Below are 15610 nucleotides of genomic sequence, written 5' to 3' on the forward strand. Positions count from 1 at the left end.
AATTTACAAAATACTTTATTCTTTAGTAAATGGAGTTAAATTATACAAATATGTTTTTCCAATTCCACTTGTTCTAGATTTTGTTCCATAGAAAGGAAAATCGTAAAACACTTGAGAATCTTTATTATCTACTAAAAACATCCCTGCACCAATAGAATGCGGTTTCGTTCCTACCGGAGCGATTACAATTTGGTGATTCTTATTTGAATTTAAAATTTCCGTTAAAATATTATATACTACAAATGGATCATTGGCAGTAGCCCTATGCAGTTTAGTATGTGCTTTAGAGTTAACTAAAGAGTTCTGATTTTCTGAATATACATAATACTGCCAATTAGGATAAAAAGAAGGGAAACCTACAATTGCATGTACTTTTCTCCTAGATGGATTAACTTCTTCATAAGCTTTACTAAATCTATTACCTTCAAAACCCATTAATACTACTAATAACTTTTCTTTCGAATAATCTGTTTCTCTGACTAGTCCAGGAACAGAATTTAAGGAGCAAAATCGATCTGTCAAATCAAATCTAGGTTCTTCTTCTTGTTTGAGTTGTTCGTACTTTTTAGGCTCTGTATATCCAATAAATAATTTCTTTAGATTAAAACTTTCTTTTAAAATTCTAATTAGATAAAACAAAACCGGGTGTTTCAAAGAGGTTGAATCTATTAAAACCTGCTTATTGTTTAACCCAATATTATTTAAGTCATTAATTAATTTTTCTAGTAGGTCAAGATCAGGTTCTTCTATTTCATTATCTATGAACTTTAGGTTAACTGGCAACTTTGTTAAACTATATTTCTCATTTTCAATATTATAATTTAAAACATATGCCTCACCTTTAAATTTTCCTTCTAATAATTCAGAAACTCTAGTAGCTCTAGGCTCACTACTTTTACCAAGTATAAAAAAGTCAATATTTGGTATGACTTGATCCGAAATTGATTCGAATTCATAACTTCTACTATAAATCATCAAATAGTGTAGTTTGAGACGTTTGTTCTTCTAATTTGAGAATTGAAAGTTTGTTAGCCTCTTTTTCAGCTTCAGAGACTTCGCCATTAATCAATATTTCTAATGATTGATAAGGTATAATTAATTTTCTCATTTTTCTAGGTGATATTTGAAAACAAGGCGCATAAATATGATTTAAATGAAATTCTGATATATTGGTATCTATGCTATTAGCTTTATCCTTAGTCTCCCCTGTTTTTTGAAAAACAGAATATAATAACGCACTTTTTAAAAAAGATTTACTGCTATCAGTTAATTTTTCGTAATCAGTCCCAAAGTGATTTCTTTCGGGTTCGCTAGACTTTTGGTCTCGATGTAGTTTATCGAAAACTCTACCTAATAAGACTGTAAATAATTTTAATCTATTACTATACGGAGTAAAAGTATCTATATCTTTAATCTTGTATGAGCTAACATAGTAAACAGCCTTTGTCTGTTCTTCTTGAGCAAGAGGTCTTGGATCATTGAAATTAAATCCTTTTCTTTTTGCTTGTTTAAACGCCTCTTCACAAATTTCTAGAAAGTATCTTATAATACCAGATGATAATGACTTATAAGTATTAAAACCATAATACTCCTTCTCAAAACCTTTATTCTCTTTTACTAATAAATAAACAATGCCATGCTTATTATTATGAACCCAATCAGTATATTTAGATTTAATCTTGTCTAAGTACTTTTGATATTCTAAAATTAATGTATCTGGGTTCTCTCCTCTTTCCAATAGACATAAATTTAACCTAAGTATCATTAAATTTTCTACCTCATATAATACAAAGTAAGTAGAGTCTTTTTTTAAATCGCTTTTCCAATTAGTAGTTCCCCAAATTAATTTAAAAATAGAATGTTGTATTTTAGTTCTAACTGCAATAGAATCAATTTTATTTACTTCTTCATTTAACGAATATTTCCCTAAATAGTATTTTATATCTATAAGATCGGACGTTATTTTAATATTAGACTCTTTAAGTACACTTTGTAAACGTTTCCTACAAACATCTACAAGTAAACTCTCATAATCAGACTCACTAAAAGTTTCAAAATCAAATGAGTGATAATCGTGCGGTGGAGTAATTACTTCAGTTTTAGTAAGTGTCTCATGGGTTTTTAATCCTTCTTTCCGCATTCCTACATCAAAAATTGTAGGACTTGGATGTTTAATTAAGGTATTTATTATTCTCTGCTGATACAATAAAAGATTTTCATATTCATCAACAAATATATGAATGGATTTACCCTTTAAACAATCTTGATTTTGGATTGACTCAGTAATTAAGTTCAGTAAATATCCGTTTGGAATTAATTGAGGTTTCGAAACAGTTGAAACATTATTTAAAAAGGAAATTAACTTAACTTCTTCTCTTTTTAAAACTTTTTTAAACAACTCAAATGAATTAGGAACTATTTCTCCAGGAAACAAAATCTCCAATTCATCTTTTATTTCAAGTGAAACTACATTATTAGATTGTAATTCATTATTAATATCTATAATAATATCTACTAGTCTTTTAGATAGTGTAATGTTTAAATAGTGTGCAAATAAACACTCCCAATCATCTTCAAGTATTCCTTTATGTTGAAATGCAGTAACAAAATTTGAATCAGCTCTAAAATGAATTCCAATTAAATCCAAATTATGAAGAAAGTCCTTAAATTCAATGTTATTTGCTTTAGCTTCTTTCTTTTTACTGTTAAACGTATGATACAAGTAAAACATAGTTTTACCAGATCCACGACCTCCCTCAATAATCAGTGACTTTTCTTTCAATAATCCTTGAAAATTTTCATGATCTGAAAAATATTCAAATATTCTGTCACCAAGATGTTCTGCTCTATCTGTTGAAAAAGGGTTTTTAAACATAGGCTCCATATTGAGTTTGTTTATTTTTGTGTAAATGACTCCAAGATTCTGTTTCTAAATAAAACAATGGTAAAGAAGCGTCTGGTATTCCATGATGAAATGCTATTGCATAATCTAATTTTTTATATCCTAAAAAATTGACCTTATTTCTTTTGCATAAATTAGAAAGTATTGCTTTGCATTCTTTTATCTCTTTTTGATTGAAATAAGTCGAATTATCTCCAAATACTTTAAATTTATCTCCCAAAATTTCTCCATAAGTTATTTTTAGGCTTTTATCGTGATATCCTTCGGGATTATAAAACTCTTGGAATCCATGTTCAGTAGCAACTAGGCACAAATACTCTAATGTTGTAATATTTTCTAGTTCCATTTTTATTTCATGCATACTGTATTCCTTTTTTTCTATTTTGAATTTCTGATAATTCCAAAAATTTATAATTTGTGTCCCAGTTCCAATAAAATCATCTACAATAATTATCCTTTTATTAGTTTTTAGCAATTCCCAACTAACATTTTTTATATCTATTATTTTGGTTTCATTAATTCCTAATTTGAGTGTCAATTGCCTTGCTATTGCTTGAGAACTTTCTGAAATATTACCTGTCGAAAGTGGTAAGAACAAAGTTTCATTCAATTCTTTTTTAATTAACTCATTTATTTCTTCATTTGAAGCTAAAAAGTCATTTTCTTTTTCATTTAATATGACTTCTCTTTTTAATATTTTTTCATAAAGCCCAAATTTTAATAACCGTTCAATATCTTCTTCTGAATAATAAACAAATCTGTCTAGCAATCTTGCTGAACAATACTTTTCATCTACTGTTTTGAAATTATTCAACCAGGTGTTTAATCTATTTTCATCAGGTTGAGACCAAAATTTTGATTCCAAATAAAAATATACTTTATCAAGTGCTTTTTCATAAAACCTAATTTTATCTATATCATCCATATTATTTATTGTAATTATACTCTAAAGTATTCAAAACTAATTATTATTAATTAATAAAAATTACTGATTGGAAAAATCAATACTAAATCATTTTGGAGCCATTTGAAACTTCTCACAAAATAATATTATACCAAATCAACCAAAACGCAAATTAGATTTCCTTTTTGGGTTGAAACAAAAATAAATCATTCTTAATTTATGTTCTCTCTTAACTGCGATCCATCCAATTATTACTTTATCAAAATATACATTTACAGTTTTTTCTCCTGCCCAAAAGACTTCAGGCCTAAATGTTATTTTATTAAATTGTTATAATCGTGCTTTTAGAATTGACTCAGTAAATCAAATTCCAAAACAAATACCTACTTCACCAACAACTCAGGCAACGCTACATTGGTAATGTCGTGGTCTACGTTTCCGATTTCTCCTTCTATTTCACCTCGCTCTGTTCGTTGCCAAATCGCCCATCCTTTGTCTTTCCAAGTTAAAGGTGTTTTTGCTTCTTCTACACCATATTCGGCAATCCAAAGGGTGTATTCCGCAAATTGTTCGTTGTCTAAGTACTTATTCGCAAAAGGATTATTGGTGTAGATCATTGGTTTTACACCAAACTTAGCTTCTACTGCCTTTAACCAACTCATTACTTCTTGTTGGAATAAGGTTACATCTACTGTTCCGTTAATTCCTCCTTGTTCTAAATCCAACACAGGCGGCATATCGCCAACCTTTACTTCACCTATTGTATTTATAAAGTGCTCAGCTTGGGTCTTTCCATCGCTCTCAGTTGAATAGAAATGGTAAGCCCCCCTTGCAATATCAGCAGTAGTCATCTCACTCCAATTCTGATGAAACTTGGAGTCAACATAAGAATGCCCTTGCGTAGCTTTGGTATAGGCAAAAGTGATGTTATTGGCTTTAATTTCTTCCCAATTTACTGCACCTTGGAAATGAGATACATCAATTCCTAAAGCATTCTTAGCCGCTACAGGTGGCGCTTTTTCTATTGTTTTGGTGGTGTCAACTTTTGCTGTAGGCGCCAACTCAGTGACAGGTGTATCACTTGAGCCACAAGCGGAAAGTATTAGTGCTCCAATTACTAAAGTTGAATGGTATAAAGTGTTTCGGTTTTTCATGTTTTTTGTTTTAAATAAATTTAGATAGACTGATAATGACAACAAATAAGGTTTCGAATAGAATGATTTTTTCAAGGAAAGTATCGGTTGTGGTGCCCCCTAAAAACTTTTGGTAAAGTGTAAACAGTCCGTAAAAGAACAAAAACGGCAACAGAATGAACTGTATCAAGATGGATGTAAACAGATTGATGGTTCTAACGGTAATGGCTTTGCAGGCGGTTTTCAGCACCAAGTAAGCTTCAGATACATCTTCTTCTATTTTGGTACCCACTTTGGTGAGGTCGTCTGCGGCTTTGTCTTCGAACTTTTTAAACCGTGAGATGTGATCTTCTCCCTTTGCTTCAGCTGCTGCCAACTGTTGTTTGTTGCGCAGTTCTTCCTTGTTTGCATGTGCTATTTCCTTTTGTTTATAGTCCTCTTGAGTTTGTTGAAGCTCTTTCGATAAATCATTCCCTACGTCGAGTTTGGCTTCTTTAGCGATGTATTGAATGCCACTGACGTACATCGGCAATCCGGGATTAACCAATAACAACAACACCAGCACTTTCAAAGAAACGGATTTGTAATTGGGAATCAAACTCCCTAATAATGCAGCCACCATTGTAACAGGAATCAGCATGGATTTGCTCAAGGCGATCAGTACCAATTGAACGGTTACCAAGATATCCGACCAACTGAGGTATTGAATAGCAGACGTTAAAGTATCTACGGTACTGGCAGAAACTCCCGAAATTAGCGGGATGTGACTTGAACTAGTGGAGCTCGCTAACGCTTTTAATTCCAACAGTATTCCTAAACTTACCGTTATGGAATCTACTTGCGATTCTAAGTAATTAGCTATTCCGCTACTGAATGGATCAATAAATACAATGCAAATCAGCAATGTGGCTGCACAGTAAAAGAGTGCATTGCTTTTGAGGTTGGCTAAGAGTTGACTTTTCATTTCGGAAAGCTAGAAAATATTCTTTCTTCACAAAATGAGTGAAAACTCTCATTTTTTATACACCACAACCAAATGGATTAAAGGCAGTTCCACATGAATCTCTGCCAATATTAAACCATTCAGCCCAAACAAGAAAATTTACTAATATTGCTTTTGAATTTAAGTCATAGTAAACTGGTTTATGAAAAATCAATCCATTTCTTTTCCCACTATTTTACTGGGTTGCTTTTCCATTGGTTTTCTATTTTGGTTTTATGGGGATCTTATTTGTGCGCCAAATGCGTTTATGTTCAATCAAACAGGAGATGGATTAAAGAATTATTTCACTTATGCTTATCACATTAAGTATGGTGCTTCGGCCACCAACTTTATGGGCATGAACTACCCGTATGGAGAACACTTTTTATACACAGATTGTCATCCTGCCCTCGCCTATTTCTTAAAACTGACGGCTCAAATAATTCCGTCCATTTCCAATTACTCAGTTGGAATACTGAATGCAATACTACTTTCTGCAATATTTCTATCCATTTGGGTGTACTATTTCTTATTGCAAGAGTTGAATGTAAAGAAGTGGTTTGCTCTCATTTTTTCAATTGGAATCTTTCTCATGGTTCCCCAAGTAGAGCGGATTGGTGGCCACCTTGCCTTATCCTATAGCATGGCCATTCCATTATCTTGGTTGCTATTATTAAAGCAACAGAAAAGCACGGGATGGTTCTATACGATTGTCTTGTTTCTAAATAACTTGCTTTGGTTGTTTGTGCATGCCTATTTGGGAATGATTGTGCTCTCATTTTTATTAATGTTTGTTTTCTTACAGTGCTGTATCCAATTGGTCAGAAAAGAAGAAAAGCCTATTAAAGCATTAATTTCAATTGTTTTACCCATTGTACTGTTTTACATTTTCGCCAAACTTACAGATCAACACATAGGCAGAACGAATAATCCTTCAGGCTTCTTTCTCTATTACGCTGAATTTGATAACATCATTATTCCTTCTTACGGGCCATTATGGACAATGTGGAAATCCTTAATTCCTACAATTAATTTGGAGGGAGAAGGAAACGCCTATGTGGGTTTAATTAATGTGCTTCTAATTTTGGGGATAATCATCCATGGCATTGGAAGTCTGTTTAGTGTGAAGTGGAGAGCTAATTTTAGTCGTTATTTTCAACATAAACCGTTGAACCTTTCGCTGGTTTCAGCCTTTTTAATTCTGTTGATTGCCATGGGAATTCCGTTTGTTCAGTTTCCTGATTTATTAGAATACTTTCCGATCGTTAAGCAATTTAGAGCCATTGGTCGGTTTAGTTGGCCCTTTTTCTTTGTATTCATGGCGTTTGGAGCCTATCAAGTGCAACAGTTGATTCTTTTTTTGCTCCAATCTAAATATAGATTGGTTGGAATTACCTTAATCGCACTTGTCATTTTTGTGCCATTTTTCGAAGCATTTGCACGTCAGCAGGACATTGCAAAAAACGCACAAGGCAAAAGCAATCTATTCAATAAGGCATTGCTAAATCAAGACTTACAGCACTTAATTGAACAAACTGATGGAAATAAATACCAAGCAATCTTCTCTTTACCCTTTTATCATCACGGTTCAGAAAGTTTTGAACGACCAAGAAATGAGTTGGCCATGTTCAATACACTCACCTTTTCATACCATACAGGGATTCCAAACATCAGTGCGAATCTTACCAGGTCATCGGTACCTGAGAGCAAAAAAATTGTTCAATTGGTGACACCGAACTATTATCCAAAACCAATTCAGAAAGATTTAAACGATCCTCGCCCATTTTTAGTCATTCATTCAGACAATGAATTGACTGAATACGAAAAAGATATATTGAGTCGTGCGAAGCAAATCAGTCCCATGCAAAATGGTTTTGCACTATATGAGTTGGAATACTCTGATTTGTTTAAAGATCAACGGCAAGAAGTCATTCAATCGTTTTACAACCAATTTGGACCTGTCATCACAACTGATTCCTTATATAAAACTGACACGACTTCATTCTATTATTTTGAGGATTTTGAGGAATTGGGTAATGCGAATGCATTCCAAGGAAATGGAGCCTATTCAGGAATTAAAAAAGGAGAAAATCGGTTCACTAAATTCCCACCGTATACCTTTGAAAAAGACAAAACCTACCAGATTAAAGTTTGGATGTACAATGGAGAACAAGATGCCCTAAACTTGTATTTTCGATTAAAGGTGGATGCTTACGACCTCGCAAAAGATGAATGGAGCAACCAATTAACCCTTTTCCCAGATAAAGCCGAGGTCATTTATGGCGATTGGTCTCTGGTGGAAGGAGAATTTACAGTGGATAATGTAACTAACGAAATCTTAATCTCTACCATTGGAAAAATGAATTCTAAGGCGGCTTTGCTGCTCGATAATCTTATCATTATGGAGAAAGGATTGAATGTGTTCAAAATACAGGAAAACAATACTCTTTTCTATAACAATCATTTGATTACGAATTCCAATTAAAGCATTTGAACCAAAAAAACCTGTTGATAAATTCAACAGGTTTAATTGACTAAGGTCTGTTTGGTCGAGCTTTTGGTTGATCCTTGAATTTGGTCAATTGTTCTTCTGTTAAAGTCGCTTTTAACTCTGCTATCAGTTGCTTTCTAGTCGCTTCTCCACTAGATCTATCTTTCATAGCTGGTTCGTACTTTGCATGAATTTCTTTCCATTGCACCACTTGCTCATCAGTCAAGTTTAATTCAACTTTGGCCTTAGAAATATGATCTTCCATTGATGGCGGTTGCGGTCGTTCTGGTCGCTGTCCTTGTTGAGCAAATGTGAATGCAGACATCATTACTAGTCCCAATATCAATCCTAACTTTTTCATACGCTATAATTTTTGTGGTTCACTTACTTGGACGTCCTTTTAATGGATTTCCTTCGTGGTAGGACTAGAAAGCGATGAAATGGTTTAATGAATTGTAGTTGAATGACTTGAAAAGGCTAAGCAATAAATTAGTGCATGCTTTGAATTCAATGTGTTTAAACGATTACAAACCAACACCTTAGCTTGAAATTGAATTCTATTATAATTAATAGTTAAATTTGAAAATCACCTTACTTATTGGAATTGAATTCCAACTAAATCATTGATTCAATTGCATGAGCTCAAAATATTAATATGATGATAAGTAACTACTTTGGAGTTTTTATAGCTTGTTTATCCCTGATATCTAGTATAGAATACACTTCAGCTCAATCGGTTCAATGGGCCACTAATCTAGACACCATTCGCTCCTATCCTACTGCGATTGCTTCTGATGACAACCAAAACTTTTACTCCTCATTACGTAATCAAACTGGAAATACCACTGGCAGGGGTGGCAAGATAATTAAACAAGACAGTACTGGGAATATACGTTGGGAACTGAATTACAGTGGAAATGGAGAAATTGTCGGATTGATTTTCAAGGATTCTACTTTATATTTACTTGGAAATTATAAAGATTCACTTCAATTGGATACCATTTCATTAAACGCTACAAATGGTGGTTATAAACGCTCCTTTATTGCTTCTATTTCTAGTTCAGGAACTTTCAATTGGGTGACACAAACACCTTGGAATGAGAATTGTGAGTTAGCTGAGTTCAATGTAAACAACAATCTAATATATGCTGTTGGAATTAGGGGTGACATCAACTCCATTATTTTTGCATTGGATTTAAGTGGTACTCTTGTTCGTTCAAAATATGTCACCAACGGCATTAGAACACTCTCAGATATTGATTTCGATAGCTTTGGAAACCTTTACATTGCAGGGAACTCAGAAAATAATAGTAGCATTGATGGAGTTGCCATTCCAGTACCTTCCCCTTTTACCGGTTACATCCATTTCTTAATGAAATTAGATACTTCATGGACCGCTCAATGGGCCATTTCAGAATCACATATAACTTTCGATTTTGATGATAAAGTAGATGTTATCAATGATACCGTTCGCTTTTACTATCAATACATTAATACTCAAAATCCGACTAATAAAAACATTCGAGTGGATGATTATACGTTGAATGGCACCAATTTAATAAAAAGGCAATTACTAAAAAGTGATAAAATTAAATACACTGAAATTGAACGAAATGGCAAACTGCAGACTATTTTTGCACAACAAAGTTACACAGCTCAACCCATCTACCTCCATTACTATGACAAACAATTTAATAAACTAAGAACTGATAGCATTGAAGGAGTTTCCTTGAATGAATTAATGATCAGTGGTGATCGGGAGGTATTGAGAGGGGCCATATCTAGGTATAAACCAACTCTATTTAATGGTCAACAGATTATTCCACCATATCCAAAACAGTTTATTTATGTTACGGCTAATTTTATTATTAAATATTCAAGTACAACTGGTTTGAGTGAAGCCCAATTAAAAACGTTTAAAGGCTTTCCTAATCCTGTAGCTAATCAATATACCATTGTTTCTAAAGAGAGTATCCGCCCTTCTGATTTCCAAATTTTCAACTTGCAAGGGCAACAAATGCAGGTAAAAATCACTCAAGAGTCCACAAATACATTGATTTTTAATATGTCTCAGTTAAAAAGTGGGATGTATCTTTTGAAAGGTGCAGGTTCTGAAAGTATTAAATTAATTGTGAATTGAGTTAATCTGTTCGGCATAGCTTTTCAATTTTTCGATGGTCGCTTTTTGGAATTCTAATTTTGGTACTTCTCTATTAATGGAGGTTTCTTGTATACAGATATACGGAACCCCGTCTTCCTGTTTCATCGCAAATATGGTCACTTTCTCCCCTAAAGGAACCCCCGAAAACCGAAACTGTTGATTACTCCAATTTCCTGCAAGAATTGACTTCGTACTGTGAAAAATTACTCGAACATGTGAATTAATCTCTAAATTATACAATGAATAATTGATTTTCGGACGTGAGTCACTAATAAATCGGTCACAATTGATCCAACCTAAATTTGCACTCTTTAGAACGTAATTTTCTAAATCATGTATAATAGACGGCATAGGTTTGTACCCGACTGCCGTCGTATCTGAAAGTACATCTCTTATTCGTTTTTCTTGCTCTTTCAGAGATTCTTTTCGCTCTCTTACTCTTTCTCTCTGCAAAGCCACATTTCTCGCTTCGATTTCAGAGGGTGAATACATTGGTTCATCTCCATCAATTTTAAAGTCAACTGGCAGAGTGTATCGAACTGATGCGTTTTTACCCCTTTGTTCACCTGGTGTAAATTGAGGGAGCAGATTTATAACTCTTAAAACTTCGGCATCTAATATTGGATTTAAACCTTTTATAATACTTGAGTTGGAAACAAATCCATTGGCGTCTATCACAAAACTGACATAAACTTTTCCATTTATATTTTTATCTCTCATCTCTGTAGGAATTAATATATTACTACTAATAAAGCTTCTTAACTTTAATTCCGAGCATTTTTTGACTTCTTCTTGACTATTGCCTTCACAACCCGGAAATACCGGCATTTTCTCCACTATTGTAAAAAGTTCAGCTTCTTCAATAATCTCTTCGTAACTAGGAGACTCTACTATTTCAATGAGATTACTTTCTAATTTCCAAATCATGTTTTCACTGTCATTCAGTTGACCAGAAAATAATTGCATATCGGGTTTTCTATTTTTAGTAGGAAACTTTAGTTCAATCTGTGCTCCATTTTGTAATTCAATTTTTCTACCATTGGATGCAATAGCTTCTAAATAAAGCATCCCTCCTGTTTCTATAATTTCATTTTTCCCTGTTAAGGTGGTTAAATTTGAAAAGACCATATCTGATACTTTATAAAACTCTTTCAATTTTAAGGTTACGATTTCACTATCAAAAGAGTTGGCTTTTATCGCAATACTAGTCCCTTCAAACCCTTTAATAATGGTATCTCGATTAGTTTTGATAACAAATATTTGAAAAGCCTTTTGTGGTAGCTCAAATATCTCTTTTGAAATCGTTTCAATTGATTCAATTTCATCATCAATGAAAACTTCCGTTGGTTTTTGAATCTCAACTATTTCTACCTCTACACTATCCGAAACTAAATCAATTGCTGCAGGGAAATATCGCGCATCATTTTGAGTAGTATAAAATACAAATGCAGTCGATATTAACGCTATAAATAAAACAACAGCAATCCATCCTCCTTTCTTTCCGAAATACTTAGTACTTGCTTTTTGAATGTCCCTTTTTATTCCAATTCTTTCAATCCCTGCCAAGATTACTTTTTGGTTCTCCAACTCTTCTTGAAGGTTGATATCGGTTAGAAGTCTAGCTTTAAATGCTTCCAATTCTTCACCTTCAAGTTCGTTCGTTAAATATCTATCGATTAGACGTATTAAGTTTAACTCATTTCTCATAATTTCTAATGTTTATGATTGGATTATTGTAGGATTGGATTGCATTTCTTTTAGTTTTAGCTTGGCTCTTTCAATACATTTGTATTTTTGATTTTTGGCCACCTTTTCTGATTTCAACTCTAATTCATTTGCAATATTCTTCATCGATAAATGCTGGTAATAGAACAAAACCAATAACTTAAGACACCTATCACCTATTTGAAGAAGAACCTCTTCTACAAGTTTATATTTCTGTTCTTGATCTATCAATTCACTTAAGTCGCTCAACTCTTCACTCTCCAGTCCAACCTCAAAGTCAATCGTTTCATTTCGATTTCTTTTCTTCAATTCATCTTTCCAAAGAAATCGACAAATACTATACAGGTAAGTGCTTATTTTCGAGGTTAATTCAAAATTAGCTTTAGACGCCTTTTGGTAGAATATAATTAACGATTCTTGGAAAATGTCCTTTGCATCCTCTTTAGTTCCACCCTTTGAAAGAATGAGTTTTTCTACCATCGGATAACCTTGATAGAGTTTAAGAAATGCCTTACTCCTCTTTCCTTCTTTTAATAACTGTACTATTTTGATGTCGTCCATCTTGTTTGTTTTATTATTAATGGTAATTTATTCAAAAGGTCACCTTTTTGAATAAAAAAAAGTCAATATTAGTTTTAACGCCAATATTACTCGTTTGTGATTCAGACTATCCAAACAAAAAAAAGAACCTTCATGTTGAAGGTTCTTTTAATTATACTATTGTTGAGAGTTTATTTAAGAATAGTTCTATTTCTTCATATGGCCGAATGAATCCATCTTCGATTTTATCCTCATAATAACTGTATTTTCTTCCGGTTAGTTCGGCGTTTTTTTGATAAAAATGAATCTTGTTTCGAGCAGAATTAAACTGTTTATTCAGCCCCTTTTCGAGGAAATATAAATCGTCTAACGCTTCGGGGAAACTCCTTATTTTATTGAAAAAAGCGCCATCAAACTCATCACTTTTTGTGGTGATAAAATAGACCAAATTATTGCACAATGAAACCACCCAAATGGCAAAAAATGCATAAAACCAAAAAGTATATAGGATTCCATTGAAAAATGTAAAGCCTTAAATATAATTGGAAAAATCAGTTTTCCCTATCATTCAAAAGCTGTTTGACTTTACAATGTCTCAAACGACTTCCTTCTTCTCGAATTATTCCACGACTTTACCTTTCCATTTACCGATCATTATTATGAAAAAGTTTCTTGCAACCAATGATTGTTGGCTAAACCAATAAAATCCCTATTGAATCATTCAATAGGGATTTTATATGGTCGTTTTGATCGAGTCTTTGGATATACTTTGAATTGGGTTGATTCCTATTAATATAAAAAATATAGCAATTTATTGTCTTATCATTACAAAAGCCTGCAAGAGTTTAACCTTGCAGGCTTTTCATTTTTTCCAATTACTATATTTAGTTTTTAATTATTTTTTTCGTTTCTATTTTATCCCCATTTTGATTTAGAAATGTAATAAAATACAATCCATTTTCAACGTTATTAACATCTATTTCTAAATCCAAATTAGACCCTTCTACAATAATACTACCAACAGTGTTAGTGATGTAATAGTTAGAAAATTTGGTATCCCCTTTAATATTGATTTTACCTTTAGTTGGGTTTGGATAAACATTTATGTCCTCAATAGAAGAAACCAAAATCTCGGTTGTTTCTTCTTTTTTTCTTAAATGTGGTTGCATTATAACGTCACTTGTTTTAAACGACATATCATCATTTGAAACAAAAGAATAGAAAACTCTTGATTCATCATGATTAGGAGAAAAATCAGATTCACCTGCAACTGAAACGGCATGTTGTTTGCCCTTTCTACCTTGACTAACCAACATAAAATAATCTGAATCAAAAGGAGTTCTATTCAAAGAATTTAAATTCAAGTTCGCTGAAATAACGTCTTCTGATTGAAAATAAAGAGATTGTGGGTCGCAAATTTCCACAGTCCAGGCAACTGCAATAGAGGCTTCCGAGTCATTTGCAAAAGTATAACTTATCGCAGGAAACGTATTTATACATCCATCAATAAGACTATTACCTGAAAAATTTCTATTTAGCGATCGTCTGGAAAAATCGAATGGACTTGATGTTGCTCGATTAAAGTATACACCTATTTGATTAGTTGCCCCACTTTTATATTCAGCAGTTATAGCACATTCCCAATCATTAGAGATATAATCAGAAGGAGGACTACTAATTCTAGGATTTTTAGTTTCCCTATCAATTTGAATATTATTAAAAGAAGCAGAAGTAACATTGTTCAATAAGTCATTTATATCCTCTTGCACTAAGATTAGATTACCATATTGATCTACAAACACATAACTAGAAAATGTTATTCCGTTGTTACTAATATCAGCTATGGAAACATCTGGAGTAAGGAACGAATAATTCTGTAAACCAAGATTATTAGAAATATTCAACTTATTATTCAAGTTTGTATTTGGTCCTGACATTCCTACGCCTGGATTCAATACAGTAGCAGGTGATGAAAATTGATTTGCATAGGTAAAAATTTCTTCTCTTTCTTCAAAGGTGATTACAATTTGATTATCATCATTTGCATCTATATTTGGGCTAGAGGCTTCACTATTAGATATTATATTTTCTCTATTGGTAACATGAGAATTTACATTAAGAGTTAAATCATTTAGCAAATAATCATAGGTATACTCCTCATAGGCTATCTTAGCCCCATTGCCAAAAAGATTTGAAGGACCATCCAAAACATAAACAATCATAATCGCGAGATTACCAGAGGTGACATCACTTTGACTTACAACGATATCTGGATCAGTAATTTTACCATATTTAGTCCCATTTAAATCTGCTCCCCATGCAGTAATAATATTGAATGGACTAAAATTATCTCTAACAATTAATGAAAACCCTGGGCAATTACCATCCCACACCATCACTTCTATTGTTTTACTTTCATTATCAAATGTTTGAAAATCATTACCTGTTCTTTGAATATCATCACGACATCCGTCGCCGCCGCCGCTACCTTCCATAATAGTTAATGGAATATTTCTCAAAAAATTATCCGGTGTTGGAGCTTGATTTGCATTAGGAATATTTGGACCAAATGGAGCTTGAGCATTTCCCCAAAGACTAAACGCTGACATTAATGAAATCAAAAGTAATTTGTGTAATATTTTTTTCATGGTTTATTGTTTTTAATATTGCCTACTCTGATTGCTTTTCGGCATCCGCATAGAACAAATTAAACCCTGAAATCAAATGACTAAGGTGAACTAATTAATAAGTGGTGGTCCTTATTTATTAATT

General features: G+C 32.8%; 12 protein-coding genes. 2 read left to right on the forward strand and 10 right to left on the reverse strand.

Annotation, left to right across the window (positions count from 1 at the left end):
• Positions 1 to 15: 15 nt before the first annotated feature.
• The 5 genes from ACTB0X_RS01055 to ACTB0X_RS01075 all read right to left on the reverse strand — a co-directional run bounded on the left by ACTB0X_RS01055 (position 16) and on the right by ACTB0X_RS01075 (position 5903).
• Positions 16 to 975, reverse strand: a complete 960-nt coding sequence (locus tag ACTB0X_RS01055) for a hypothetical protein (RefSeq protein WP_463023117.1) — start codon at positions 973 to 975, stop codon at positions 16 to 18.
• Positions 965 to 2884 carry an ORC-CDC6 family AAA ATPase gene (locus ACTB0X_RS01060; RefSeq protein WP_463023118.1) on the reverse strand — a complete coding sequence of 640 codons (1920 nt, stop codon included), beginning with the start codon at positions 2882 to 2884 and terminating at the stop codon, positions 965 to 967. Before ACTB0X_RS01060 ends, ACTB0X_RS01055 begins: the two co-directional genes overlap by 11 nt.
• On the reverse strand, positions 2868 to 3827 hold the full coding sequence (locus ACTB0X_RS01065; RefSeq protein ID WP_463023119.1) for a phosphoribosyltransferase-like protein: 960 nt from the start codon (positions 3825 to 3827) through the stop codon (positions 2868 to 2870). The genes ACTB0X_RS01060 and ACTB0X_RS01065 overlap by 17 nt, the downstream gene beginning before the upstream one ends.
• 362 nt (positions 3828 to 4189) lie before the next feature.
• Complete coding sequence (locus ACTB0X_RS01070) at positions 4190 to 4960, reverse strand: glycoside hydrolase family 25 protein (RefSeq protein WP_463023120.1); 771 nt, start codon at positions 4958 to 4960, stop codon at positions 4190 to 4192.
• A gap of 10 nt (positions 4961 to 4970) precedes the next feature.
• A complete protein-coding gene (locus ACTB0X_RS01075; protein ID WP_463023121.1) occupies positions 4971 to 5903 on the reverse strand; it encodes a hypothetical protein in 933 nt (310 codons plus the stop codon).
• A 181-nt stretch (positions 5904 to 6084) separates the two neighbouring features.
• On the opposite strand from ACTB0X_RS01075, the gene ACTB0X_RS01080 reads away from it, so the two are divergent.
• Positions 6085 to 8406, forward strand: a complete 2322-nt coding sequence (locus ACTB0X_RS01080) for a hypothetical protein (protein ID WP_463023122.1) — start codon at positions 6085 to 6087, stop codon at positions 8404 to 8406.
• 49 nt (positions 8407 to 8455) lie between these two features.
• Here ACTB0X_RS01080 and ACTB0X_RS01085 read toward each other — a convergent pair whose 3' ends face one another.
• On the reverse strand, positions 8456 to 8773 hold the full coding sequence (locus tag ACTB0X_RS01085) for a Spy/CpxP family protein refolding chaperone (RefSeq protein ID WP_463023123.1): 318 nt from the start codon (positions 8771 to 8773) through the stop codon (positions 8456 to 8458).
• A gap of 294 nt (positions 8774 to 9067) precedes the next feature.
• Between ACTB0X_RS01085 and ACTB0X_RS01090 the strand changes: the two genes are divergently transcribed.
• On the forward strand, positions 9068 to 10552 hold the full coding sequence (locus tag ACTB0X_RS01090) for a T9SS type A sorting domain-containing protein (RefSeq protein ID WP_463023124.1): 1485 nt from the start codon (positions 9068 to 9070) through the stop codon (positions 10550 to 10552).
• Here ACTB0X_RS01090 and ACTB0X_RS01095 read toward each other — a convergent pair.
• The 4 genes from ACTB0X_RS01095 to ACTB0X_RS01110 form a co-directional block, all read right to left on the reverse strand.
• Positions 10538 to 12280 carry an energy transducer TonB gene (locus tag ACTB0X_RS01095; protein ID WP_463023125.1) on the reverse strand — a complete coding sequence of 581 codons (1743 nt, stop codon included), beginning with the start codon at positions 12278 to 12280 and terminating at the stop codon, positions 10538 to 10540. The genes ACTB0X_RS01090 and ACTB0X_RS01095 overlap by 15 nt on opposite strands.
• A gap of 12 nt (positions 12281 to 12292) precedes the next feature.
• A complete protein-coding gene (locus ACTB0X_RS01100) occupies positions 12293 to 12859 on the reverse strand; it encodes an RNA polymerase sigma factor (RefSeq protein ID WP_463023126.1) in 567 nt (188 codons plus the stop codon).
• Positions 12860 to 13010: 151 nt separating this feature from the next.
• Entirely contained in the window at positions 13011 to 13286 is a 276-nt protein-coding gene (locus ACTB0X_RS01105; RefSeq protein WP_463023127.1) for a hypothetical protein, read from the reverse strand.
• A gap of 436 nt (positions 13287 to 13722) precedes the next feature.
• Complete coding sequence (locus ACTB0X_RS01110) at positions 13723 to 15486, reverse strand: T9SS type A sorting domain-containing protein (protein WP_463023128.1); 1764 nt, start codon at positions 15484 to 15486, stop codon at positions 13723 to 13725.
• Between the last annotated feature and the right edge of the window lie 124 nt (positions 15487 to 15610).

Source organism: Acidiluteibacter sp. (assembly GCF_055129545.1).